This window comes from Mesorhizobium sp. WSM3224 (assembly GCF_000427725.1).
Taxonomy (GTDB): domain Bacteria; phylum Pseudomonadota; class Alphaproteobacteria; order Rhizobiales; family Rhizobiaceae; genus Mesorhizobium.
This window is the reverse complement of the sequence record NZ_ATYO01000006.1, coordinates 275,420-297,608: the sequence shown is the minus strand read 5'-3', so window position 1 is coordinate 297,608 and position 22,189 is coordinate 275,420. Positions and strand designations below refer to the sequence as shown.

General features: G+C 64.9%; 22 protein-coding genes. 18 read left to right on the top strand and 4 right to left on the bottom strand.

The genetic code is table 11. The features are described from left to right. The first annotated feature begins 280 nt into the window (after positions 1-280). From rplU to YU3_RS0113725, 4 genes are all read left to right on the top strand, one after another. Complete coding sequence (gene rplU / locus YU3_RS0113740; protein ID WP_027166799.1) at positions 281-1,006, top strand: 50S ribosomal protein L21; 726 nt, start codon at positions 281-283, stop codon at positions 1,004-1,006. Positions 1,007-1,107: 101 nt separating this feature from the next. After that, on the top strand, positions 1,108-1,377 hold the full coding sequence (gene rpmA, locus YU3_RS0113735; RefSeq protein WP_015315190.1) for a 50S ribosomal protein L27: 270 nt from the start codon (positions 1,108-1,110) through the stop codon (positions 1,375-1,377). A 126-nt stretch (positions 1,378-1,503) separates the two neighbouring features. Continuing rightward, complete coding sequence (locus YU3_RS0113730) at positions 1,504-2,091, top strand: GNAT family protein (RefSeq protein WP_027166798.1); 588 nt, start codon at positions 1,504-1,506, stop codon at positions 2,089-2,091. Positions 2,092-2,112: 21 nt separating this feature from the next. Continuing rightward, positions 2,113-2,652, top strand: a complete 540-nt coding sequence (locus tag YU3_RS0113725) for a GNAT family protein (RefSeq protein ID WP_027166797.1) — start codon at positions 2,113-2,115, stop codon at positions 2,650-2,652. Between the two features lie 3 nt (positions 2,653-2,655). Here the strand turns inward: YU3_RS0113725 and YU3_RS0113720 are convergent, their stop codons facing one another. Further along, the gene (locus YU3_RS0113720) at positions 2,656-3,519 is read right to left on the bottom strand and encodes an endonuclease/exonuclease/phosphatase family protein (RefSeq protein WP_027166796.1); all 864 of its coding nucleotides are present in this window, start codon (positions 3,517-3,519) and stop codon (positions 2,656-2,658) included. Positions 3,520-3,721: 202 nt separating this feature from the next. Between YU3_RS0113720 and obgE the strand changes: the two genes are divergently transcribed. The 6 genes from obgE (at position 3,722) to YU3_RS0113690 (ending at position 9,918) form a co-directional block, all read left to right on the top strand. Further along, positions 3,722-4,750: a GTPase ObgE gene (gene obgE, locus YU3_RS0113715; RefSeq protein ID WP_027166795.1), complete on the top strand. Its 1,029-nt coding sequence runs from the start codon at positions 3,722-3,724 to the stop codon at positions 4,748-4,750. A gap of 5 nt (positions 4,751-4,755) precedes the next feature. Further along, complete coding sequence (gene proB / locus YU3_RS0113710; protein WP_027166794.1) at positions 4,756-5,895, top strand: glutamate 5-kinase; 1,140 nt, start codon at positions 4,756-4,758, stop codon at positions 5,893-5,895. A 78-nt stretch (positions 5,896-5,973) separates the two neighbouring features. Beyond that, complete coding sequence (locus YU3_RS0113705; protein ID WP_027166793.1) at positions 5,974-7,260, top strand: glutamate-5-semialdehyde dehydrogenase; 1,287 nt, start codon at positions 5,974-5,976, stop codon at positions 7,258-7,260. Between the two features lie 249 nt (positions 7,261-7,509). Further along, on the top strand, positions 7,510-8,097 hold the full coding sequence (locus YU3_RS0113700) for a nicotinate-nucleotide adenylyltransferase (RefSeq protein WP_027166792.1): 588 nt from the start codon (positions 7,510-7,512) through the stop codon (positions 8,095-8,097). A gap of 94 nt (positions 8,098-8,191) precedes the next feature. After that, positions 8,192-9,484 carry an MFS transporter gene (locus YU3_RS0113695; RefSeq protein WP_036258400.1) on the top strand — a complete coding sequence of 431 codons (1,293 nt, stop codon included), beginning with the start codon at positions 8,192-8,194 and terminating at the stop codon, positions 9,482-9,484. 17 nt (positions 9,485-9,501) lie between these two features. Continuing rightward, positions 9,502-9,918, top strand: a complete 417-nt coding sequence (locus tag YU3_RS0113690) for a RidA family protein (protein ID WP_027166790.1) — start codon at positions 9,502-9,504, stop codon at positions 9,916-9,918. A gap of 22 nt (positions 9,919-9,940) precedes the next feature. On the opposite strand, the gene YU3_RS0113685 is transcribed toward YU3_RS0113690, so the two are convergent. After that, complete coding sequence (locus tag YU3_RS0113685) at positions 9,941-10,792, bottom strand: mechanosensitive ion channel domain-containing protein (protein WP_027166789.1); 852 nt, start codon at positions 10,790-10,792, stop codon at positions 9,941-9,943. Positions 10,793-11,044: 252 nt separating this feature from the next. Between YU3_RS0113685 and rsfS the strand changes: the two genes are divergently transcribed. From rsfS to YU3_RS0113645, 8 genes are all read left to right on the top strand, one after another. Beyond that, complete coding sequence (gene rsfS, locus YU3_RS0113680) at positions 11,045-11,422, top strand: ribosome silencing factor (protein WP_027166788.1); 378 nt, start codon at positions 11,045-11,047, stop codon at positions 11,420-11,422. Between the two features lie 62 nt (positions 11,423-11,484). Further along, positions 11,485-11,967, top strand: coding sequence for a 23S rRNA (pseudouridine(1915)-N(3))-methyltransferase RlmH (rlmH, locus tag YU3_RS0113675; protein ID WP_027166787.1), 483 nt, complete (start codon positions 11,485-11,487; stop codon positions 11,965-11,967). Positions 11,968-12,111: 144 nt separating this feature from the next. Beyond that, positions 12,112-13,446, top strand: a complete 1,335-nt coding sequence (locus YU3_RS0113670) for a murein hydrolase activator EnvC (protein ID WP_027166786.1) — start codon at positions 12,112-12,114, stop codon at positions 13,444-13,446. 1 nt (position 13,447) lies between these two features. Then, a complete protein-coding gene (locus YU3_RS0113665) occupies positions 13,448-14,779 on the top strand; it encodes a S41 family peptidase (RefSeq protein WP_027166785.1) in 1,332 nt (443 codons plus the stop codon). 199 nt (positions 14,780-14,978) lie between these two features. After that, positions 14,979-16,160 (top strand): divergent polysaccharide deacetylase family protein, encoded by a 1,182-nt coding sequence (locus YU3_RS0113660; protein WP_027166784.1) that lies wholly within the window; start codon positions 14,979-14,981, stop codon positions 16,158-16,160. Between the two features lie 51 nt (positions 16,161-16,211). After that, positions 16,212-16,727, top strand: a complete 516-nt coding sequence (locus tag YU3_RS0113655; protein ID WP_027166783.1) for an RNA pyrophosphohydrolase — start codon at positions 16,212-16,214, stop codon at positions 16,725-16,727. Between the two features lie 74 nt (positions 16,728-16,801). After that, positions 16,802-17,953, top strand: a complete 1,152-nt coding sequence (gene alr, locus YU3_RS0113650; protein ID WP_051333935.1) for an alanine racemase — start codon at positions 16,802-16,804, stop codon at positions 17,951-17,953. A 95-nt stretch (positions 17,954-18,048) separates the two neighbouring features. Further along, entirely contained in the window at positions 18,049-19,407 is a 1,359-nt protein-coding gene (locus YU3_RS0113645) for a D-amino acid dehydrogenase (protein WP_348631172.1), read from the top strand. 162 nt (positions 19,408-19,569) lie between these two features. Here YU3_RS0113645 and YU3_RS0113640 read toward each other — a convergent pair whose 3' ends face one another. Both YU3_RS0113640 and YU3_RS0113635 read right to left on the bottom strand, forming a co-directional pair. Then, a complete protein-coding gene (locus YU3_RS0113640) occupies positions 19,570-21,735 on the bottom strand; it encodes a phosphatidylserine/phosphatidylglycerophosphate/cardiolipin synthase family protein (RefSeq protein ID WP_027166780.1) in 2,166 nt (721 codons plus the stop codon). Then, a complete protein-coding gene (locus tag YU3_RS0113635; protein ID WP_027166779.1) occupies positions 21,732-22,172 on the bottom strand; it encodes a hypothetical protein in 441 nt (146 codons plus the stop codon). Before YU3_RS0113635 ends, YU3_RS0113640 begins: the two co-directional genes overlap by 4 nt. Positions 22,173-22,189 lie beyond the last annotated feature (17 nt).

Sequence of the window (22,189 nt, the reverse complement as noted above, 5' to 3'; positions counted from 1 at the left end):
GCGGTCGCGACGTGATGGCCGGAGCCTCGCCGGCTTACGGCTCACAATGCGGCCCGGTGGTGGCGGCGAACGGCTGACAAGCGGCGCGGTTCGTTCCTGCACCAGTCGTGAAACCCGGGCTTGCCTTGACTCCAAAGCAACCTTCGGTTAGGGACAGCCCGCATTCGGCGTGGAGGGCTCTTCCGCGCCGCTTGTTTATTGAACCCGCAGACTGACAAAAAGACGGCCGAACCGCCCTGAAGCGGCTCATCGAGGCCGACCGAACAGCGAAAGGCAAAAAATGTTCGCAGTCATCAAAACGGGCGGCAAGCAGTATCGCGTCGCCGCCAATGATCTGTTGAAGATCGAGAAAGTCGAAGCCAAGGTCGGCGATATCGTCGAGATCGGCAATGTGCTCGCGCATGGCGAGGGCGAGAATGTCACCTTCGGCGCACCGTTCGTCGATGGCGCCATGGTCACGGCGGAAGTCGTCGAGCAGGGCAAGAACCGCACCGTCATCGCATTCAAGAAGCGCCGGCGCCAGAATTCGCGCCGCAAGATCGGCCACCGCCAGCTTCTGACCACCGTCAGGATCGCCGAGATCCTGCTGGGTGGCGCCAAGCCGGCGAAGAAGGCAGCCGCGAAGCCGGAAGCCAAGGCTGAGGCCAAGGCGCCCGAAGCCAAGGCGGAAGTCGCCGCCGAGGCGAAGGCCGAGGCCGCGCCGAAGGAGGCCAAGGCCAAGAAGGAACCCAAGGCAGAGGCCGCCCCCAAGGAGGCCGCTGCCAGCGAAGAGGCAAAGGCCGCGCCGCTGTTCAAGGCGCCGAAGGGCGAGCCGGACGACCTGACCGTGATCAAGGGCATCGGCCCGGTCGCGGCGAAGGACCTTGCCGAGCAGGGCATCGTCACCTTCGCGCAGCTCGCCAAGCTGACCGACAAGGACGTCGCCAAGATCGACGAGCACATGCCGTTCAGCGCCGACCAGATCAAGGACTGGCGCGAGCAGGCCAAGGAACTGGCGAAGAAGTAAAAACGAACCGGCGACAAGGTCGCCGGATCGGACTTGAAACGGAACGCGAACGCGTTCATAAGACCATTCAAGCGCCCCTAGGGCGCATCGGAGTTAGTTAGATGGCACACAAGAAAGCTGGCGGCTCGTCGCGCAACGGTCGCGACTCGCATTCCAAGCGTCTGGGCGTGAAGAAGTTCGGCGGCGAAGCCGTCATCCCGGGCAACATCATCATCCGTCAACGCGGCACGACCTGGCATCCCGGCGTCAATGTCGGCATGGGCACGGACCACACCCTTTTTGCGCTCGAGACCGGCGCGGTCACCTTCAACAAAAAAGCCAACGGCCGAACCTACGTATCGGTCAACCCGATTACCAAAGCCGCGGAGTAGCCGGTTCCGCACCATAACACCGGCGCCCATCTCGGGAACCGGTGTCTGGCCAGGCCAGGAAAAGGATCAGGAGAGATGGGCTTGCCCTCTCTCCTTTTTCATTTTTCTTTGCCCTGGAGGACTAAAATGGTTGCCGAAGCGGAAGATACCGACGACGAAAGTTACGCGATCGATTGCCCTGTGCTTGCCACCGAGCGTCTGATCATGCGCGCCCCGCGCCACGACGATCTCGAGCAGCTCGTTGCGCTTGCCGACAACCGTCACGTTGCCGAGATGCTGGCCCGCATGCCGCATCCCTATGGCGAAGCCGAAGCCAGAGCCTTCCTGGCCATGGCAGCCTCGCGCCGCGCCGGCATCGTCTATGCGCTGACGCTTGCCGGCACCGGCACCTTCGTCGGCTGCGCGGGGCTCAACACCACCGATCGCGGGCTGGAACTGGGCTACTGGATCGGCGAACCCTACTGGAAGCGCGGCTACGCCACCGAGGCCGCGCATGCGCTGGTCGACCTCGCCTTTCAGAAGACCTCGATCCAGGTGCTGCATGCCTCGACCAGGGTGATCAACCCGGCCTCGCGCCGCGTCATCCACAAATGCGGCTTCCAGTATGCCGGCCAGGGCATGCTGAACTCGATCGTCGCCGGCCAGGTGCCGGTCGAGCGCTATCGCCTGGATCGCAAGACCTGGACGAGCCTGCGCAACTGGGTGCATTTTTGATGGTTGGCGGCGGTCAAGCTAATGGTTGATGAGAGCAGCCGTATTAAGACGATCGAGATCGAGATCGAGCCGTTGACGTTGGCGCATGTTGAAAGCTTTCATCGCGCGCTCGATCTCGTTTCGCGTGAGCGAAAATACCTGTCCTTCCTCGAGGCGCCGCCGCTGGATCAAACCCAAAGATTTGTGGAGGAACGTATCGCGAGAGGCGACCCAGGGTTCGTGGCCGTTGTTCGTGGCGACGTTGTCGGCTGGTGCGATATCACCCGCCATGATCGGCCCATACATGCTCATCGCGGCGCGCTCGGAATGGGGATTGTTCACACTTACCGGGGGCGTGGCCTCGGGCTGCGGCTTATCGATGCTACCTTGACGCAAGCGCGCAAGGCCGGCTTTGTCCGTGTCGAGCTTTCGGTGCATTCTGACAATGCGCGCGCCATCTCTCTTTACGACAAGGTCGGGTTCGTAAGGGAAGGTGTGCAGCGCGACGCCGTCTATATCGATGGGGAATACCGCGATGCGATCATGATGGCGATCGTCGAACGCAAAAACGTCGATAGATAGCCATCAGCCCATCTCGACCCACACCGGCAGGTGGTCCGAGCCTACCGCCTGCCGATCAACCCACAGGCGCTTTAGCGATCCGGCGAGCGAGGCTGAGGTAAAGATATAGTCGATGCGTTTGTGGCGACTCACATCGCCAGGCTGTTTCGGATCGACCCAGGTGATCAGATCAGCGATGTCGAGCCGCTGGGCGACATCGACGGCGAGATCGGCGGTCAAGGGCATGCCGAACTCATGGTCGGGGCGGCCGGCGAGCTCGACATATTCGGGCGAGCCCGGCAGCATGTTGAAGTCGCCCATGACGATGAAGGCTTCCGGATAGGGCAGGTCCGGCAGGCCGATTTCGGGAATGCCCGACAGGCCGCCGCCTTCCAGCGCGTAGTTCAACAGGCGCTGGCGCAGGAAGCGGATCTGGCCCTGACGCTCGACCGGGCTGCGGTGGTCGAGATGGGTCGAGTAGAAGCGGATGAAGCCGAGCGGCGTTTCGATCAGCGCTTCGAGCGCGCCGCGCTGGAAGTTCATGGTCTCGAGGCTGCGGCTGCGCGGCAAAAGGAGATTGCGCGACAAATGAATGGGCGTCTTCGACAGCACCATGTTGCCGAGCTGGAAACTGGTCGAGATGGCGCGGCCGTTCTCCAGCCGCGAGCCGATATTGACCTCGAAATTGCTGCCGTAGGCGGCAAAATAATCGGGCAGCGCCTCGCCGATCTCGGCCACCATGTCGTGGTCGCCATTGCGCGGGTTGTTGCGGGTGACTTCCTGCAGCGCGATGACGTCGGCGTCGCGCACGGCGTCGGCGATGCGGCCGACATCGTATCTGCCGTCGAGGCCTATGCCGTACTGGATGTTGTAGGAAACGATCTTCATTGCCGTGCCCCTTCAGTCACGCCCGCGCAGTGCTACCGCGTCCCCGGCAAAAGGGCATCCGGCGCTTTAGTCGCAAATCGGCCTCGCCCCAGGCTCCGCCTTGGTTTAAGGCATGTCGAGATTCAGGTGATGCCGGCCTGACGTGAATCTCAACCTGCCTTAGAGCAATCGCGCAAGTGCAATAGCAGAAACCGAAACGCCGATGAAATTCCTCGACCAAGCCAAAGTCTATATCCGTTCCGGCGACGGCGGCGCCGGATCGGTGTCGTTCCGGCGCGAGAAGTTCATCGAGTTCGGCGGCCCGGACGGCGGCGATGGCGGCCGCGGCGGCGATGTCTGGGCGGAAGCGGTCAATGGGCTCAACACGCTGATCGACTACCGCTACCAGCAGCATTTCAAGGCCAAGACCGGCACGCACGGCATGGGCCGCAACATGACCGGCGCCAAAGGCGCCGACATCACGCTGAAAGTGCCTGCCGGCACCCAGATCTTTGCCGAGGACAATGAGACGCTGATCTGCGACCTGACCGTCGTCGGCCAGCGCTTCCTGCTCGCCAAGGGCGGCAATGGCGGCTTCGGCAACCAGCATTTCAAGACCTCGACCAACCAGGCGCCGCGCCGCGCCAACCCCGGCCTGCCGGGCGAAGAACTGAGCATCTGGCTGAGACTGAAGCTGATCGCAGATGCCGGCCTGGTCGGCCTGCCCAATGCCGGCAAGTCGACCTTCCTTGCTGCCGTGACCGCCGCGAAGCCGAAGATCGCCGATTATCCGTTCACGACGCTCTATCCCGGACTGGGCGTCGCCCGCATTGACGGCCGCGAATTCGTGCTCGCCGATATCCCGGGCCTGATCGAGGGCGCGCACGAGGGCGTCGGCATCGGCGATCGCTTCCTCGGCCATGTCGAGCGCACGCGCGTGCTGCTGCATCTGGTCTCAGCCCAGGAGGAAAATCCCGGCAAGGCCTACAAGACTGTGCGCGCCGAGCTCGACGCCTACGGCAATGGCCTGACCGACAAGGTCGAGATCGTCGCGCTCAGCCAGATCGACATCCTCGACGTGGATGAACGCAAGAAGAAGGCGGCGTCGCTGAAGCGCGCCGCCGGCCGCACGCCGATGCTCGTCTCGGCCGTCACCGGCGAAGGCGTCGAGGCGGTGCTGCGGGCGCTGATGGCGGTGGTCGCGGAAGCGCGCGATGCCGTTCCGGCGCCCGTCGACACGCGCTGGCGGTAAGACCCATGAAATCGCTGAAATCATACCGGCGCATCACCGTGAAGATCGGTTCGGCGCTGCTCGTCGACCGCGCGACCGGCCTCAAGCGCGACTGGCTGAGCTCTCTGGCCGACGACATCGCGGTGCTCGCCAATGCCGGCGCGGAAGTGCTCGTCGTCTCGTCGGGCGCGATCGCGCTCGGCCGCACCATTCTCGGCCTCGGCAAGCGCGCGCTGAAGCTCGAGGAAAGCCAGGCGGCGGCGGCCGTCGGCCAGATCGCGCTTGCCGGCGCCTGGTCGGACGCGCTCGGCAAGGACGGGCTGAAATCGGGCCAGATCCTTTTGACCCTCGGCGACACCGAGGAGCGCCGCCGCTACCTCAACGCGCGCGCGACGATCTCGACCCTGCTCAAGATGAAGGCGGTGCCGGTCATCAACGAAAACGACACGGTGGCGACGTCGGAAATCCGCTACGGCGACAACGACCGGCTGGCGGCGCGGGTGGCGACGATGATGGGCGCCGATCTGCTGGTGCTGTTATCCGACATTGACGGGCTCTACACGGCGCCGCCGGCCAAGGATCCGCAGGCAAAGTTCATCCCGGTGGTCGACCGCATCAGCCCCGATATCGAGGCGATGGCGGGAGCGGCGGCTTCAGAGCTGTCGCGCGGCGGCATGCGCACGAAGCTCGATGCCGGCAAGATCGCCAATGCCGCCGGCACCGCCATGATCATCACGTCCGGCACCAGGCTGTCGCCGCTGATGGCGATCGAGCGCGGCGAGCGCGCGACCTTCTTCAAGCCGAGCGCCAATCCGGTGAAGGGCTACAAGACCTGGATCGCCGGGCAGCTCGAGCCGGCCGGCCGGCTCACCGTCGATGCCGGCGCCGTCGGTGCGCTGAAATCGGGCAAGTCGCTGCTGCCGGCCGGGGTGAAGCTGGTCAGCGGCAATTTCTCGCGCGGCGACACGGTGGCGATCCTGTCGCCGGAGGGCCGCGAGATCGCGCGCGGCCTGGTTGCCTATGATGCCGCCGATGCCGTAAGGATCGCGGGCTTGAAGACGGCCGAGATCGAGAACGTGCTCGGCTACGAGGCGCGTTCGGCGATGATCCATCGCGACGACCTTGTGGTAAGCGTTGCCGGCGACCACGTATTGGCCGACGACTAGAGCAATTCCAGGAAAAGTGTGGAAACGGTTTTCCATTCGGAATTGCATAGGAACAACAGGTAGGGCGGAGGATCAACCATGCTGAAGCTGCATGAAAAATCCGGCGAAGACACCGTGGCGCTGATGGCCGATATCGGCCGCCGCGCCCGCGCCGCCGCCCGACCGTTGGCCGTCGCTTCCACCAGGGCCAAGAACGACGCGCTTGCCGCCATGGCCGATGCAATCCTGCGCAACGAGCAGGCCATCCTCGACGCCAACGCCGTCGACATGTCGAATGGCGAGGAAGCCGGGCTGTCGGGCTCCTTCAAGGACCGGCTGAAACTCACCCCGTCGCGCATCAAGGCGATGGCCGACGGCATTCGCGAGATCGCCGCGCTCAAGGACCCGGTCGGCGACGTCATTGCCGAGTGGGACCGGCCGAACGGTCTCCATATCGAGCGCGTGCGCACGCCGCTCGGCGTGATCGGCGTCATCTACGAAAGCCGCCCGAATGTGACGGCGGACGCCGGCGCGCTTTGTCTCAAGGCGGGCAATCCGGTCATCTTGCGCGGCGGGTCGGATTCGATCAATTCGTCGTCGGCGATCCATGCCTGCATGGTCGAGGGGCTGAAGACGGCCGGCCTGCCGCAAGACGCCATCCAGTTGGTGCCGACCACCGACCGCGCCGCTGTCGGCGAGATGCTCAAAGGTCTTAGCGGCAATCTCGACGTCATCATCCCGCGCGGCGGCAAAAGCCTGGTCGGGCGCGTGCAGACCGAGGCGCGGGTGCCTGTCTTCGCGCATCTCGAAGGCATCTGCCATCTCTATGTCGACCGCTCGGCAAGGCTCGACATGGCGGTGGAGATCGCCGTCAACGCCAAGATGCGGCGCACGGGCGTTTGCGGCTCCGCCGAGACCTTGCTGGTCGATCGCGCCGTGGCTTCCACGCATCTGGTGCCGATCCTGGAAGCGCTGCGCGCCGCCGGCTGCGAGATCCATGCCGACGCCGAGGTGATGAAAGCTTTCGCCGCGGCCCTCCCGGCGACCGATGCGGACTGGGTGACGGAATATCTCGACGCCATCATCGCGGTGAAGTTGGTCGACGGCGTCGCCGGCGCGATCGAGCATATCGAGACCTTCTCCTCGCATCACACCGAGGCGATCATCGCCGAGGATCAGCAAGCGGTCGAGAAATTCTTCAACGAGATCGACTCGGCGATCCTGCTGCACAACGCCTCGACGCAGTTCGCCGATGGTGGCGAGTTCGGCATGGGCGCCGAGATCGGCATCGCCACCGGCAAGATGCATGCGCGCGGGCCGGTCGGCGTCGAACAGCTCACCTCGTTCAAATACCGCGTGCGCGGGTCGGGACAGGTGCGGCCTTGACGTTGTTTGCCTTAAGGGGTTGACGTTTGCGCCCAGGCCCCCCTCTCTGGCCTGCCGGCCATCTCCCCCTCAAGGGGGGAGATTGGATGTCGCCTTGGCTTTCGCCAATCGCCGACGTTGAAGATTGGGTGCCGTCGGCGCAACTGCTAATCTCCCCCCTTGAGGGGGAGATGCCCGGCAGGGCAGAGAGGGGGGCCTAGCACCATGCTTTCGTCCCTTCAGCCCACCGTCCCCGCCTCCTATCTCCGCATGCCGCACGCCGCCAAGGGCCTGACCGTTGGCCTGTTCGGCGGCTCGTTCAATCCGCCGCATGCCGGTCATGCGCTGGTCGCCGAAATTGCGCTGAGAAGGCTTGCGCTCGACCAGCTCTGGTGGATGGTGACGCCCGGCAACCCGCTGAAAAGCGTGAGGGAACTGGCGCCGCTCGCCGAGCGTATCGAATTGTCCGAAAAGATCGCCAGGAACCCAAAGATCAAGGTCACCGCTTTCGAGGCGGCTCAGCATGCGCGCTACACCGCCGACACGCTTGCCCTGGTCAAGGCGCGCAACCCGGGCGTCGATTTCGTCTGGATCATGGGCGCGGATAGTTTGCGCGACTTCCACCGCTGGCAGCGCTGGCGCGAGATCGTGCTGACCTTCCCGATCGCGATCATCGACCGTCCGGGCGCCACGCTCTCCTTCCTGTCGTCGGTGGTCGCCAAGACCTTCGACTATGCCCGGGTCGACGAGGGCGACGCGCCGCTGCTTGCCCGCATGCAGGCGCCTGCCTGGACCTTCATCCACGGCCCGCGCTCCTCGCTGTCCTCCACCGCGATCCGCAAGGCGGCGAAGGGATAAGCATGTTCCTTTCCCCCACAAGAGGGGAAGGGAAGTCTGGCCATGTCGCTTTTACGGCGGCTTTTTGCCCGCCTGTGCGTCAAGCTGCGAATGCATGCTGGAGAAGAACCCCACCACGATCGACCCTGGCCGCGCCGCGCAATCGGCGCCGTTGGTCGCCATTGCCAGCGTCATCGTGTCGATGGCGCTGATCGCGATCGGCAACGGGCTGATGTTCGCTTATATCCCGGTGCGCCTCGGCGCCGACGGTTTCGACCCCACCTGGGCCGGGCTGATCGTCACCGGGCTTTCGGCCGGCGGACTGGCCGGCTGCATCCTGACCGGGCCGCTCGTCAAAAGAGTGGGCCACGCCCGCGCCTTCATGGTGCTCTCGGCGCTGATCGCGCTTTCCAACGCCGCGATCGGCGCCAGCCCGATCCCGCTGCTGTGGATCGCCGCGCGCGCGCTTTACGGTTTCGCCATATGCGGCCTGTTCATCGTCGCGCAGAGCTGGCTGAACGACGCCTTGCCGAATGCGATACGCGGCCGGGTGATGGCGGTGTTCTATGTCGCCTATATCGGCGGGCTGGGCGTCGGCTATGCCACGCTCGCCGCGATCGACATCCACACGGCCGCCGCGGCGCTGATCGGCATCGCCTTCACCGCGCTGTCGATCCTGCCGGTGGGGATGACGCGGCTTGCCCAGCCGCCAGCGCCGCAGGCTGCGTCGGTCGCGCTCCGCCGAGCCTGGCGAATCTCGCCGGTCGGCGTCGCCGGCATGCTGGCCGTCGGCGGCCTGTCGATGATCGTCTCCGGTTTCGCGCCGATCCACGCCACGGCCAAGGGCTACAGCCAAACGGATGTGGCGCTGCTGTTGTCGGCGATGCCGGTCGGCACGCTGATCCTGCAGATACCGCTCGGCTGGATCTCGGACCGCACCGACCGGCGCTATGTGCTGGCGGGCGCGGCGGCGCTCGCGACCCTTGCCAGCGTGCTCGCCATCGTCTTCGACGGCGGTGCGCTGATGGTGCTGCTGGTGATCTACCTGATCTGGGACGGAGCGTCGGAATCGATCTATGCGCTTTCCAGCGCCCATGCCGCCGACCGCGCCGGCAAGGACGAGCTTTTGGCGCTGTCGAGCTCGATGCTGTTTGCCTGGTCGCTGGCCGGCTTCATCGTGCCCGGCATCGTGACGGCGCTTTCGGCCGTCTTCGGCACCGCGACCTTCATCTATGTCGGCATCGTCATCGCTTCGGCCTTCTGCCTGTTCGTGCTGTGGCGGGTGACGGCGGGCCGGCCCACACCTGCCGTCACAAGCGGCAATTTCGCGCCGATGTCGGCGCAGACGCCTTTGCCGGTGGAGCTTGCCTTCGCGCCGGACGATCAGCAGCGCCACGCGAAGGACTGACAAGGTAAGAATCCAAGATGGCGAAAAGCTATGATCCCCCAACGGTGTGGAAGCCTTTCGGCGCGTTCTGCATGGTGAAAATCAACGAGGATGGGCAACTCGTTCATCTCAAGGGTCAGGTTTCGCTCGATCGCGAGGGGCAGGTTGTCGGCAAGGGCGATATGCGGGCCCAGGTCCGGCAAACGCTCGAAAACATCAAGGCTGTGCTGGCGGCCATCGGCGGTGAGATGGCCGATATCGTGTCGCTGACCCAATATGCGACCGATATCGAGCGCTTCATGGCATCGGGCGATATCCGCAAGGAATTCTTTTCGGAACCCTATCCCGTGACGACAACCGTCCAGATCGTGCGCCTTTATCATCCGGACTTGCAGATCGAAATCACAGCGATAGCCGAGATACCCCGAGACCGGTTCAGAATGCCGGCTGATTGAAACCGCTGGCGCGACGGGCCCGCTACTGCTTGCGCGCCTCAGGCGCCGGCACTTCGGGCGGCGGCAGCGGGATCGAGATGCCTTCGCTGTCGAAAGCCTGCTTGGCGCGCTTGGTCATGTCGATCTGGGTAGAGAAGTAGTCGGCGGCCGAGGTCCAGTAGCGCAAGGTAAGCGAAACGGTCGTGTCGCCGAGATTGGCCACGAAGGCGATCGGCCCGGGTTCGCGCCGGATCCGCTTTTCGGCGCCGGCAATTGAAAGCAGCGTCTTTTGCGCGCGGTCGATATCGTTCCAGGAGCCGATGCTCAAGGTGACGTCGGTGCGGCGCACGCCGTTGCGGGTGAAGTTGCGCACCGGCTGGTTCCACAGTGTCGAATTGGGCGCCAGCACATAGACGCCGTCGACGGAGCGCAGCTTGGTGGCGAACAGGCCGATCTCCTCGATCGTGCCGGCAATCGAGCCGACCTCGACATATTCGCCGATGCGGAAGGGCCTGAGCGCCAGAAGCATGATGCCGGCGGCGATGTTCTGCAGCGTGCCCTGCAGCGCCAGCCCGATAGCCAGGCCAATGGCGCCTATTGCCGCGATGATGGAGGCGGTCTGCACCCCGAACTGGCCAAGCACCATGATGGTGACCAGGATCAGGATGGCGTAGCGGACGATCTTGGAGAAGAAGTGGCGCAAGGTCGCATCGAAGCCGTGGATATGGCCGAGGCCGGCGGAGATCGAGCGCTCGGCGACACCGGCGACGAAATAACCGACAACCAGGAGGATGATGGCGCCGATGGCCGAGAAGGAATAGGAAACGATCAAGGTGCTGAGCTGCGCGAGCCCGGCCTGGATGGTGATGAGGGCGCTTTGCGGGTCGGTTGGCATGGTTGTCCCCTTTGTCCGGTGAGCCGATAACCCATGCCGCGAGCATCAGTTCCCATCTTTTCCAGCCTGTTTCCGGCTTACCGCAGAGCCATCCGGGCGACCATTCCGCAACCGGTCTTTGGGCCCTCGTCTTGAAACTGCAATGGAACTCTGCCTATCTAAGTGGTGTCACCTGATTTGCCTGGTGATTTGGTTGTTCTTGTTTGGAAAGGAAACACACTGAGAACAGCACTGCGGAAGAAGGCTGACGTCATGCCTTCGCCGGCAGGGATCAGCGGAAACGTTGCCGCGTCTCTCGCCATCGACACAGTCCTTGCCAGTCTGGAAGACTCCAAGGCCGAAAACATCGTCTCAATCGACATCCAGGGAAAATCGAGCCTAGGCGACTATATGGTCATCGCCTCGGGCCGATCGCACCGTCATGTCTCGGCTGTCGCCGATCATCTCCTCAAGGCGCTGAAGGATGCCGGCCTCGGCACGGCGCGCGTCGAGGGGCTGGCAGGCGCCGACTGGGTCCTGATCGATTCCGGCGACATCATCGTCCATGTCTTCCGCCCCGAAGTCCGCGAATTCTACAATCTCGAAAAGATGTGGCAGGCGCCGGATCTCGAGGAAGAGACCTTGCACTGAGCCTTGATCCGTATGCCGTGAACCGTCACGGTATGCGTTAGGACAAGCTCGTCGGGGCGAGGATGAAGATCACCGTTCATGCCGTGGGCCGGATGAAGACCGGCCCCGAGAGAGAACTCGCCGACCGCTATTTCGAGCGCTTCGCCAAGAGCGGGCCGGCGGTCGGGCTGGAGTTTGCCGGCATTGTCGAAATCCCCGAGAGCCGCGGACAGAGCGTCGATGAGCGCCGCCGCGAGGAAGCCCAGAAGCTGCAGGCCCAGTTGCAGTCGGGCACTGTTCTCATCCTGCTCGACGAACGCGGCAAGTCGCTCACCTCGGAGGATCTGGCCGCCCGCATTGGCCAGTTGCGCGACAGCGGCCGCAAGGCGCTGGTCGTCGCCATCGGCGGCGCCGACGGCCATGACAAACCCCTGCGCGAGCAGGCGGAGCTGGTGCTGTCGTTCGGCGCGCTGACCTGGCCGCACCAGCTGGCGCGCGTCATGCTGGGCGAGCAGCTCTACCGGATCGCCACGATCCTTTCCGGTCATCCCTACCATCGCTCGTGAATGACGGCTCGTCGTCATCCGAAAAGCTGGGGGATTGCGGCTTGCGCAAGGATTCCCGCCTCAATCGCGTAGCGACCGGTTATAGTGGCGCTTCCAACATGGTTGATGGTTCGTTAACGAAGCGGCGGATAGAGTCTGGGCCTGATGTCTGAAGGCTGGAATTCGAGAATGCGCGCCTGGCGCAGCCGCTGCGGTTTGACCCTCGTCGCCGCTCTGGTCGCGCTCGGTCCGGTCCGGGCGGCCGAAAACATGCTCGATACGACGCCAGATCCAGATCAGAGCCGGGCCGAATACCAGCAGGTTTCCAAGGAAATCACCCTGTCGTCGGAGCGGCTGGCCAAGCTTGCCGCCGACATCGCTTCGGTCCGCAAGGATTATGCCTCGATCACCGCCGCGCTCATCCAGTCGGCGATGACGGAACAGAAGCTCGGCCAGGACATCGAAGACATCGGCGCCAAGCTCGAAGGGCTGAAGACCGAGGAAAAGAAGCTGCGCGCCTCGCTCATGGCGCGGCGCGACGTGCTGGCCGAGGTGCTCGGCGCGCTGCAGCGCATGGGGCTCAATCCGCCGCCGGCGATCCTGGTCAAGCCGGAAGATGCGCTGTCGTCGGTGCGCAGCGCCATCCTGCTGGGGGCCGTGGTGCCGGAACTGCGCCAGCAGACCGACAGGCTGATGGCCGACCTCAAGGAGCAGACCCGGGTGACGGCCTCGATCGAGGCCGAACGGGCCAGGCTTACCGCCGCCGTCACCGACCAAACGGCGGAGAAGAAGCGGCTCACCATGCTGCTCGAGGCCAAGAAAAAGCTGCAGGCCGATACCCAAACGGCGATCGCGGCCGAGCAGCAGCGCTCGCAGCAGCTGGCGGCGAAGGCCAGCAGCCTCAAGGACCTGATCGCCTCGCTCGAAGCCGACAAGGCGCGCAAGGCGCAGGACCAGGTCAAGGGGGGCGACCAGAAATCGACCGATGGCGACACGACGGCCTCGACGACGGAACTTGCCGCATTGCCGGTGCCTGAGGCCAATCGCCTCACGGGGTCGGCCCCGTTTTCGGCGTTGCAAGGCCAGATCGCCCTACCGGTCATCGGCAAGATCAAACGGCGTTTCGGCACCGACGACGGCAACGGCGCGGCGATGCAGGGCGACATGGTTGCGACACAATCGGGAGCCATCGTCACCGCACCGGCGGATGGAAACGTGCTTTATGCGGGGCCGTTTCGCTCGTATGGTCAGCTCTTGATCCTCAATGCGGGCGACGGGTATCATGTCGTTCTCGCGGGGATGAGCAGAATCAGCGTCGCGACCGGACAGTCGGTGCTCGCAGGAGAGCCGATCGGCGCGATGGGAGAGGCCCGGGTGGCAAGCACCTCGGCCTCGCGGAATGAAAATTCGACGTCGGAACTCTATGTCGAGTTCCGCAAGGATGGAAAACCCGTCGATCCGGCCCCATGGTGGGCGGACCGATTTTCTGGAAGGACGTGAAATGATGCGGAAACTGTCGCTTCTGTTTGCCGGCGCGCTGATGGGCGCATCGGCAATGAGCCTGGTCTACGGCGCACCGGGTTCGGCGGCGAATGCTGCGGGTTCGGAAACTTACAAGCAGCTGGCGATCTTCGGTGACATCTTCGAGCGCGTGCGCGCGAACTATGTGACGCCGCCGGACGACAAGTCGCTGGTCGAGAACGCCATCAACGGCATGCTGGCCTCGCTTGATCCGCACTCCTCCTACATGAACGCCGAGCAGGCGCAGGACATGCGCGTGCAGACCAAGGGCGAGTTCGGCGGCCTCGGCATCGAGGTCACCATGGAGAACGACCTCGTCAAGGTGATCACGCCGATCGACGACACCCCGGCCGCCAAGGCGGGCGTGCTCGCCGGCGACTATATCGCCAAGATCGACGGCGAGGAGGTTCGCGGCCTCACCCTCAACGACGCGGTCGAGAAGATGCGCGGGCCGGTCAACACGCCGATCAAGCTGACCATCCTGCGCCAGGGCGCCGACAAGCCGATCGAGCTGTCGGTGGTGCGCGACATCATCAAGGTCAAGGCGGTGAAGTACCGGGTCGAGAACGACATCGGCTATATGAAGATCACCTCGTTCACCGAAAAGACCTATGACGATCTCGAGAGCGCCATCGAGAACATCAAGAAGCAGGTGCCGAACGACAAGCTGAAGGGCTATGTGCTCGATCTGCGCCTCAATCCGGGCGGCCTGCTCGATCAGGCGGTGAGCGTGTCGGACGCCTTCCTCAAGCGCGGCGAGATCGTTTCGACCCGCGGCCGCGACCCGAAGGACGTCACCCGCTTCGACGCCAAGCCGAAGCAGATCGACGACATCAACGGCAAGCCGATGATCGTGCTGGTCAACGGTGGTTCGGCGAGCGCCTCGGAAATCGTCGCCGGCGCGCTGCAGGACCTGCGCCGCGTCACGGTGGTCGGCACGCAGTCCTTCGGCAAGGGCTCGGTGCAGACTATCATCCCGCTCGGCGAGAATGGCGCGCTGAGGCTGACGACGGCGCTCTATTACACGCCGTCGGGCAAGTCGATCCAGGGCAAGGGCATCACGCCTGACATCAAGGTCGACCAGCCGCTGCCGCCGGATCTGCAGGGCCGCGACCTGACCCGCGGCGAATCCGATCTCAAGGGCCACATCAAGGGCGCCGACGAGGGCGCCAATGGTTCGGGCTCGGCCGCCTATGTCCCGCCGGAGCCGAAGGACGACCTGCAGCTGATCTATGCCGAGCAGCTGCTGCGCGGCCAAAAAACCGATCCGTCGTTCCCGCCGAATCCGGACAAGGCAGTGATGAACCAGTAATGCGGCTTGGCCGGAGCGAAGCTCTGGCCGACCGGACGAAGCAATGCAATGCTGCCGGGACCGCGAGGTTCCGGCAGTTTGATTCGGGACCGAGGCTGGGGCGCCACGCGTCTGGGGTATAGCGCCGACGATTGCGAAGTTTGCGCGGGATTTCACGTAAGACGTGACATTCGCTTAGGCGGCGTGCTGGGAACATAAGTTGGCTGACATCGGCAAGGACATCGAACGCCCGCTGGGACAGAAGCTCCAGCCCAAGCGGCCTGCTCGGCGTGGCGTCAGTGGCGGTGCGCTTGCCGCGGTGGTCGCCGTGCTTGCCGTGATCGGCGTTTCCGGTGCGATCGCCTTTCGTGAAAAGCCGTTCCGCAAGCCGGAAGAGGTGGCGGTTTCGACGCCAAAGGTCACTACCGCGCCTGCCACGCCCGCGCCTGCTCTGGCCCCGGTGAAGGCCGCACCACAGGCCGGAACGCCGATGAAGGGCGGCGGCCCGCAGATCATCCACGTCCAGACCGAAGAGGGCGACGGCCCGCCGAAAGCGGCGATCGTGATTCGCGATCCGTCGACGCTCGGCCAGAATTTGAAGGTCGCTCACATCCCCGACAGGGCGCTGATCGAGGCCAGCGACACCGGTCCGCTGCCGATGCGCTCCGCTGACGGCAGGCGACCCTTCGACGTCTATGCGCGGCCGTGGTCCGGGGCGCGCGGCGCGCGCGTGGCGATCGTCATCGGCGGGCTCGCCGTCTCGCAAACCGGCACGCAAGCCGCCATCGCCAAGTTGCCCGCCGAAGTGACGCTGGCGTTCGCGCCGCAAGGCAACAGCATCGGCCGCTGGATGCAGGCGGCAAGGCAGAGCGGGCATGAGGTCGTCATGCAGGTGCCGCTCGAGCCGTTCGACTATCCGAACGTCAATCCCGGCCGCAACACGCTGACGGTCTCGGCCAGCCCGGACGAGAACCTGAAGAACCTGCACTGGGCGCTCTCGCGCACCACCAACTATACCGGGGTCATGAACTATATGGGGGCGCGGTTCTCGGCCGACGCCTCGGCGATGGAGCCGTTCATGGCCGAGCTCGGCAAGCGAGGGCTCGCCTATATCGACGACGGTTCTTCGGCACGCAGCGTCGCCCCCGACCTCGCGCTGAAGGACGGCGTGCCGTTCGCCGCCGGCGACATGGCGATCGATGCCGTGCAGGACCGCGGCGAAATCCTCAAGAAGCTGGACAGCCTGGAAGCGACGGCGCGGGCCAAGGGCAGCGCGGTCGGTATCGGCTCGGCCTTCGACATCACCGTCGACACGGTGACGTCCTGGATTGCCGAGGCAAAGAAACGCGGCATCGAGATCGTGCCGATCTCGGCGGTGGCCATAGATCCGCAAAAAGGCTAACGCTACCTGCCTCGCCGGAGCGAATTCCCTAACGGCTGGACACCTTCATTTATGGCTAAAAAGATCGACCCTGAAACGCTGCCTTACCGTCCCTGCGTCGGGCTGATGATCCTCAACAAGGCAGGCCTGGTCTGGGTCGGGCACCGCATCGCCGAACCGGACAGCGAATTCGCGGGCACGACGCAGCTTTGGCAGATGCCGCAGGGCGGCATCGACAAGGGCGAAGAGCCGGTCGCGGCCGCAGGCCGCGAGCTCTATGAGGAAACCGGCATGCGCAGCGTGTCGCTGCTTGCCGAAGCGCCGCACTGGATCAACTACGATCTGCCGCCGCATCTGGTCGGCGTCGCCTTCAAGGGCCGCTATCGCGGCCAGACGCAGAAATGGTTCGCCTACCGCTTCGAGGGCGATGAAGGTGAGATCGAGATCAATCCGCCGCCCGGCGGCCACACGGCCGAATTCGATCAATGGGCATGGCGGCCGATGCGGGATCTGCCGGACCTAATCGTCCCGTTCAAGCGCAAGGTCTACGAGCAGGTTGTCGCGGCATTCCAGCACCTGGCTCGCTAATGGCGCCATCCGTCCCGGTTGTCTCGGCCGCCCCATGGCCGTATTGATTGCCGATGCAATAAGCGGGGGTCGCCATGGACGACGACACCGGACGCGGGTTTCCGGCAAATGATGTGGACAGCAGCTCGCCTGTGAGCGAGGCGGCCGCCGGCGCGGTCCTGACGATCGACCTTGGCGCCGTCCGGGAAAACTACCGCCGGCTGAAGGCGCGGCTGAACGGCCTGCGCTGCGCCGGCGTGCTCAAGGCAGACGGCTATGGGCTTGGCGCCGCCCAGGTGGCGGCGGCGCTGGCGAAACAGGGCTGCGATATCTTCTTTGTCGCGCTGCTTGGCGAGGGCATCGCGCTGCGCAAGGCGGTCGGCCCCGGGCTCGACATTTTCGTGCTGAACGGACTGCCTCCGGGCTCGGAGCCGGAAGCCGCAGCGGCCGGGCTTTGCCCGGTCATCAACAGCGCCAGTCAGCTGAAGGCCTGGCGCGAGACGGCGCGAGGGATGGGGCGGAGCCTGCCCGCCGCCATCCAGGTCGACAGCGGCATGGCCAGGCTTGGCATGGCACCGGCGGAAGTCGAGGCGGTCGCGGGCGAGGCCGGCGCCTTCGACGGCATCGATATCCGTTTCGTGATGAGCCACCTCGCCCGTGCCGACGAGCCGCAGCAGGCGGCGAACGAAAAGCAGCGGCGCGAATTCGACCGACTGCGCGGGATGCTGCCCGCGGCGCCCGCCTCTTTAGCCAACTCGTCCGGCATCTTTCTCGGACCGGCCTATCACTACGACCTTGCCCGCCCCGGAGCAGCGCTCTACGGCGTCAATCCGACGCCCCACGAACCCAACCCGATGCTGCCGGTGATAGGGCTGCAAGCCAAGGTGGCGCAGACGCGGCGGGTCGGCCCTGGCGCCGGCATCGGCTATGGCCACGCCCACCATGCGGACGGGCCGCTCGATCTCGCGACCATTTCGCTGGGCTATGGCGACGGCTGGCACCGGCGCGCGGCCTCGGCCGCCTGGTTCGAAGGTGTACGACTGCCCTTCATCGGGCGCGTGTCGATGGACTCGATCATCCTCGACATCTCGGCGCTCCCGGCCGGCAGGCTCAGCGAGGGCGACCTCGTCGAGCTCATCGGTCCGTCGCAAAGCGTCGATGACGCGGCCGGCCACGCCGGCACCATCGGCTATGAAATATTGACCAGCCTGGGTGCGCGCTTTCACCGCCGCTACGTTGATAGCTGAACCGGGCCGCCTTGCCGCCGGAGGCCGCGCGGCGCAGGATCGTGCCGCCGAAAGGCAAGGCCACGGCCTCGAGCTGGTCCACAGCGCCCCCGCCGATGACTGGCCCCTTGGCGGGCGCGGCAGAATCCGGCAGACAGAGGGGGACGATCCAGGCCCTTCGGCGGCATGATCGGCGTTTGAGGGAGCATAGAATGAAAGTCATCGTGCTGGGCGGCGGCGTGATCGGGGTCACCACCGCCTACTTCCTCGCCGAGGCCGGTCATGAAGTGACCGTCTACGATCGCCAGCCCGGGCCGGCGCTCGAAACCAGCTTCGCCAATGCCGGCGAAGTATCGCCCGGCTATGCCTCGCCCTGGGCCGGGCCCGGCATTCCGGTCAAAGCCGTCAAATGGTTGTTGATGAAATACGGCCCGCTGGTCGTGCGGCCGGCCTTCGATCCAAATATGTGGACGTGGCTCCTCAAGATGCTGCGCAACTGCACGGCCGAGCGCTACGCGCTCAACAAGTCGCGCATGGTGCCGCTTGCCGAATACAGCCGCGACACGCTGAAGGCGCTACGCGAGGCGACCGGCATCACCTACGACGAACGGACCAAAGGCACGCTGCAGCTTTTCCGCAAACAGAAGCAGCTCGACGGTACCGGCGGCGACGTCGAGGTGTTGAAGAAATACGGCGTGCCTTACGAGATCCTCGACCGCGACGGCTGTATCGCGGCCGAGCCGGCCCTTGCGGCGGTGCGTGAAAAATTCGTCGGCGGCCTCAGGCTTCCCGGCGACGAGACCGGCGATTGCAAGATGTTCACCGACAAGCTCGCCGAACTCTGCGTGGCACGCGGCGTGACCTTCGAATACGGCTCGACCATCCGGCGCATCGTCAGGAACCGCAATCGCCTCACCAATGTGCTGACGGATCACGGGTGGAAATCCGCGGACGCCTTCGTGATGGCGATGGGCAGCTATTCGGCGCAATTCATGCGCGAGTTGGGGCGGCCAATTCCGGTCTATCCGGTGAAGGGATATTCGATCACGGTGCCGATCAGCAATGCCGACGCGGCGCCGGTGTCGACGGTCATGGACGAGACCTACAAGGTGGCGATCACCCGGCTCGGCGACCGCATCCGTGTCGGCGGCACCGCGGAGATTTCAGGCTACGATCTTCGCCTGCATGAATCGCGGCGCCGCACCCTCGAATATTCGGTCGGCGATCTCTTCCCCGGCAGCGGCGACCTCAAGGCGGCAAGCTTCTGGTGCGGCTTGCGGCCGATGACGCCGGACGGGCCGCCCTTGATCGGGCAAAGCGAGGTTGCCAACCTCTATCTCAACACCGGCCACGGCACGCTCGGCTGGACCATGGCCTGCGGCTCGGCCAAGGTGCTTGCCGACATCATGTCGAACCGGGTGCCCGAGATCAACGCGCGCGACCTCAGCCCGGAACGGTATCTGAAGCCCGTTTAAGGTGTGCTGATATTCAGGTGATGCCGGCCTGCAAATGCCGATCTCCTGCGCTTCCGGTGCTCACGTACTTCAAGTACGCTCCGCTCCGGTTCTCGGAGATCGTCATTTTCGACTCGGCCTGACCTGAATCTCAACACACCTCAATGTCGAGAGCGGCGGCTTTTAAAACGCCTCCCTGACCCAGGTGTCGCTGAACAGCAGCCGGTAGGCCCAGCCGATCGTGACATTGGTGGCGACCGGGCGCGAATGGGCGAGGTAATCGTCATAGACCGGCTTCATGCGGCGGTAGAAAGCCGGGTCGAGCACGACCATGCCGTTCTCCGAGTCATGGAAGAAGCTGCGGTTGTTGAGGTTGACCGAGGATATGGCGACAAGCCTTTCGTCGATCATCATGATCTTGGAATGCAGCACGACGTCAGGCGCCTTGAACTCGCGGATGTCGATGCGGTCGCCGTATTTCTCGACGAACAGCTTGTTGAGCGCGGTGAGGAACCGGCCGCCGATATCGCCCTTGAGGTCGATGCGGCCGACGACGTCGATCTTCACGCCCCTGGCCAGCGCCCGGTCGAAGGCCCGGGCGATATCGGGCGTCAGGTTGAGGTAGGGATTGACGATCTGGATGCGGTGCTCGGCGGTGTCGATCAGCTCGACGAAATAGGCCTCCAGGGCATGCCCGTCCTCATAAGGCACGGAAATGAAATGCCGCGCCACGCCCTGCGGGGGCCGGCCGCCCGACCGTGCGGGAATCGAAAACGGCCGCGACAAATTGGTGTCGGCATCGCGCAGCCAGATGGTCGACAGATGCGCGGCCAGCGTCTCGACGGTCGCCCGGTCGGCGATCTCGATGTCGAAGTCGCTCCAGTTGGAATAGTAGTTCAGCGAGAAGCCGTCGGTCTTGCCGTATTGCTCCAGCTCCGGATAGCGGGTCAGGTCGACCGGCTTGTGGAACAGAAAACCGTCATGGATGTTGCGGCCGCCGATGATAACGCGCGAGCGTCCGGGCTCTTGCGCCAGCGTCGCCAGCATCTTGATGTGATGGGTCTTGTGCAGCTGTGAAATCTGCTCGTCGAATGGCGCGCCGTGATCGGCCTGCCAGCGATATTCCTGCAATTCGACATTGGGGAATTCCGATGCCAGCCGGTGCAGCATGGCGTCGTCCTTATCCCGTTCCAGCACGTCGGTCACCAGGATGCGCACCTTGGTGCCCTGCGCCGCGTGATGGCGGATCAGCCGCTCCATGACGCGGCCTGAAAAATCCGCCTTGAACTCCAGCGACGACAGGTAGATCAGCCGGAGTTTCGGGGCGTTGGAGAAATCGAGCGGCAGTCCGGGATCGGCCTTGTCGAAGGCGCTGTCCGGCAGTGCCCTGCCGAGCAGAGCCTCGACCTTGGCGTTGAAGCCGTCGCGCGACTTGCGCAGCAGGATCGGCGACGCTAGCGGCAGCGCGCAGGTCTGCGACAGCCAGCGGCCGGCGTAAAAGACGCGGTCGAGTTCCTCCAGCCCCGCCGGATCAGGCACCGGGCAGCGGTCGTAGCGGCTGTCGAGCGCCGCGATCCGTGGATCGGCGGTCTCCTCGCGCAGCAAGGTCAGCGGCGCGCCGGCCGGCGCGAGCGTCGAGGCGACGCGCAGATCGCAGCGGCTGAGCGCCTGACCCGGAAACAGGCTGACGGAGGTTTCGGCGACCGGCAGGCTCAGATGGAATGGCGAAGCCCTGGCGACGGTGGTGGATCGGCCCGATACGCGGATCGCGAGCGGGCCGTCGCAGGTGCCGCTGACATCGACAGGCTGCTGGCCCGCCTGACGCAGCACGATCTCGACCGAGCGCGCCTGCAGGCCGGAGAAGCTGAAGGTCTTGGGCGCCGTGGGTCGCGCGGCTGCATCGAGATAGAGTGTCTGCCGCGACATGCGCCAACGCCTGGTGAAATGGCCTTCGCCCGGCTTGTCGCGCGTAGGCGCCGGCTCGTTGTCGTCGAGCGGTTTGCCCAACCGTTGCAGCGCCTGGTAGGTGGCGTGGAAGCCGCTGTTCTGGACATCGCGCCAGTCGCGGCCGAAACGGCCGGTTCCGTTGGCGCGGTCGAGCGCATCGAGCCGGCTTTGGGCGAGCAGCGCCTGGAACTGCCTGTCATAGGCGCTGTCGCGATCGCTCGCGAAGTAATGCGCCCTGGCTATCTCAGCGCCGCTGCTATCCGCCGAGACGGGCAGGCGGCTGCAGGCGTCGTCGCCCGGAAAGAAGCCGCAGGCCGAATGTCCGGGCATGCCGGCGCAACCGGCAAGCGCTGCCAGCGCCAGCCCAAGCAACGCCCTGGTGACGACCGACCCGAGGCTCATCCGGCCGCCCCGTTGATGGCCTTGAGTTGGGCGGGGTCGCGCGGCGGCATGAAGCCCTGCGGAAAGATCCTGCAGACAGGAAACGCGAAGGTGGCGATCAGCAATTCGGCCTCGTTGCGCATTTTGCGCGGTGCCGTCCGGTCGTCGCGAATCTTCCTCGCGGAGGCGACGAGCGCGCCGTCGCAGTCGCAATGATCGTGCCGGGCAATGTAGCAGGCGTCATGGGTCCGGCAGGCGGCATCGAGACGGTCGACCGGCCTTGCCGAGAGATCGCCGGTGCGCGTGCCCGGGCCGCAATAATTGCCGATGACGAAGGGCGAGGGCCGCGACATGGCATAGCGGATCGGCTTCGGCAACTCCGCTTCCGGGGCCTTCGTCCAGGGATTGGCGCAGTCCGACAGAAAAAGCAGCGGCAGAATGGCAAGAACGGCTCGCATTTCCCCGCCGGCGTTCC

Coding starts and splice junctions, on each gene's coding strand:
- rplU (WP_027166799.1), top strand. CDS start 281: ATGTTCGCAGTCATCAAAACGGGCGGCAAGCAGTATCGCGTCGCCGCC.
- rpmA (WP_015315190.1), top strand. CDS start 1,108: ATGGCACACAAGAAAGCTGGCGGCTCGTCGCGCAACGGTCGCGACTCG.
- YU3_RS0113730 (WP_027166798.1), top strand. CDS start 1,504: ATGGTTGCCGAAGCGGAAGATACCGACGACGAAAGTTACGCGATCGAT.
- YU3_RS0113725 (WP_027166797.1), top strand. CDS start 2,113: ATGGTTGATGAGAGCAGCCGTATTAAGACGATCGAGATCGAGATCGAG.
- YU3_RS0113720 (WP_027166796.1), bottom strand. CDS start 3,519: ATGAAGATCGTTTCCTACAACATCCAGTACGGCATAGGCCTCGACGGC.
- obgE (WP_027166795.1), top strand. CDS start 3,722: ATGAAATTCCTCGACCAAGCCAAAGTCTATATCCGTTCCGGCGACGGC.
- proB (WP_027166794.1), top strand. CDS start 4,756: ATGAAATCGCTGAAATCATACCGGCGCATCACCGTGAAGATCGGTTCG.
- YU3_RS0113705 (WP_027166793.1), top strand. CDS start 5,974: ATGCTGAAGCTGCATGAAAAATCCGGCGAAGACACCGTGGCGCTGATG.
- YU3_RS0113700 (WP_027166792.1), top strand. CDS start 7,510: ATGCCGCACGCCGCCAAGGGCCTGACCGTTGGCCTGTTCGGCGGCTCG.
- YU3_RS0113695 (WP_036258400.1), top strand. CDS start 8,192: ATGCTGGAGAAGAACCCCACCACGATCGACCCTGGCCGCGCCGCGCAA.
- YU3_RS0113690 (WP_027166790.1), top strand. CDS start 9,502: ATGGCGAAAAGCTATGATCCCCCAACGGTGTGGAAGCCTTTCGGCGCG.
- YU3_RS0113685 (WP_027166789.1), bottom strand. CDS start 10,792: ATGCCAACCGACCCGCAAAGCGCCCTCATCACCATCCAGGCCGGGCTC.
- rsfS (WP_027166788.1), top strand. CDS start 11,045: ATGCCTTCGCCGGCAGGGATCAGCGGAAACGTTGCCGCGTCTCTCGCC.
- rlmH (WP_027166787.1), top strand. CDS start 11,485: ATGAAGATCACCGTTCATGCCGTGGGCCGGATGAAGACCGGCCCCGAG.
- YU3_RS0113670 (WP_027166786.1), top strand. CDS start 12,112: ATGTCTGAAGGCTGGAATTCGAGAATGCGCGCCTGGCGCAGCCGCTGC.
- YU3_RS0113665 (WP_027166785.1), top strand. CDS start 13,448: ATGATGCGGAAACTGTCGCTTCTGTTTGCCGGCGCGCTGATGGGCGCA.
- YU3_RS0113655 (WP_027166783.1), top strand. CDS start 16,212: ATGGCTAAAAAGATCGACCCTGAAACGCTGCCTTACCGTCCCTGCGTC.
- alr (WP_051333935.1), top strand. CDS start 16,802: ATGGACGACGACACCGGACGCGGGTTTCCGGCAAATGATGTGGACAGC.
- YU3_RS0113645 (WP_348631172.1), top strand. CDS start 18,049: ATGACTGGCCCCTTGGCGGGCGCGGCAGAATCCGGCAGACAGAGGGGG.
- YU3_RS0113640 (WP_027166780.1), bottom strand. CDS start 21,735: ATGAGCCTCGGGTCGGTCGTCACCAGGGCGTTGCTTGGGCTGGCGCTG.
- YU3_RS0113635 (WP_027166779.1), bottom strand. CDS start 22,172: ATGCGAGCCGTTCTTGCCATTCTGCCGCTGCTTTTTCTGTCGGACTGC.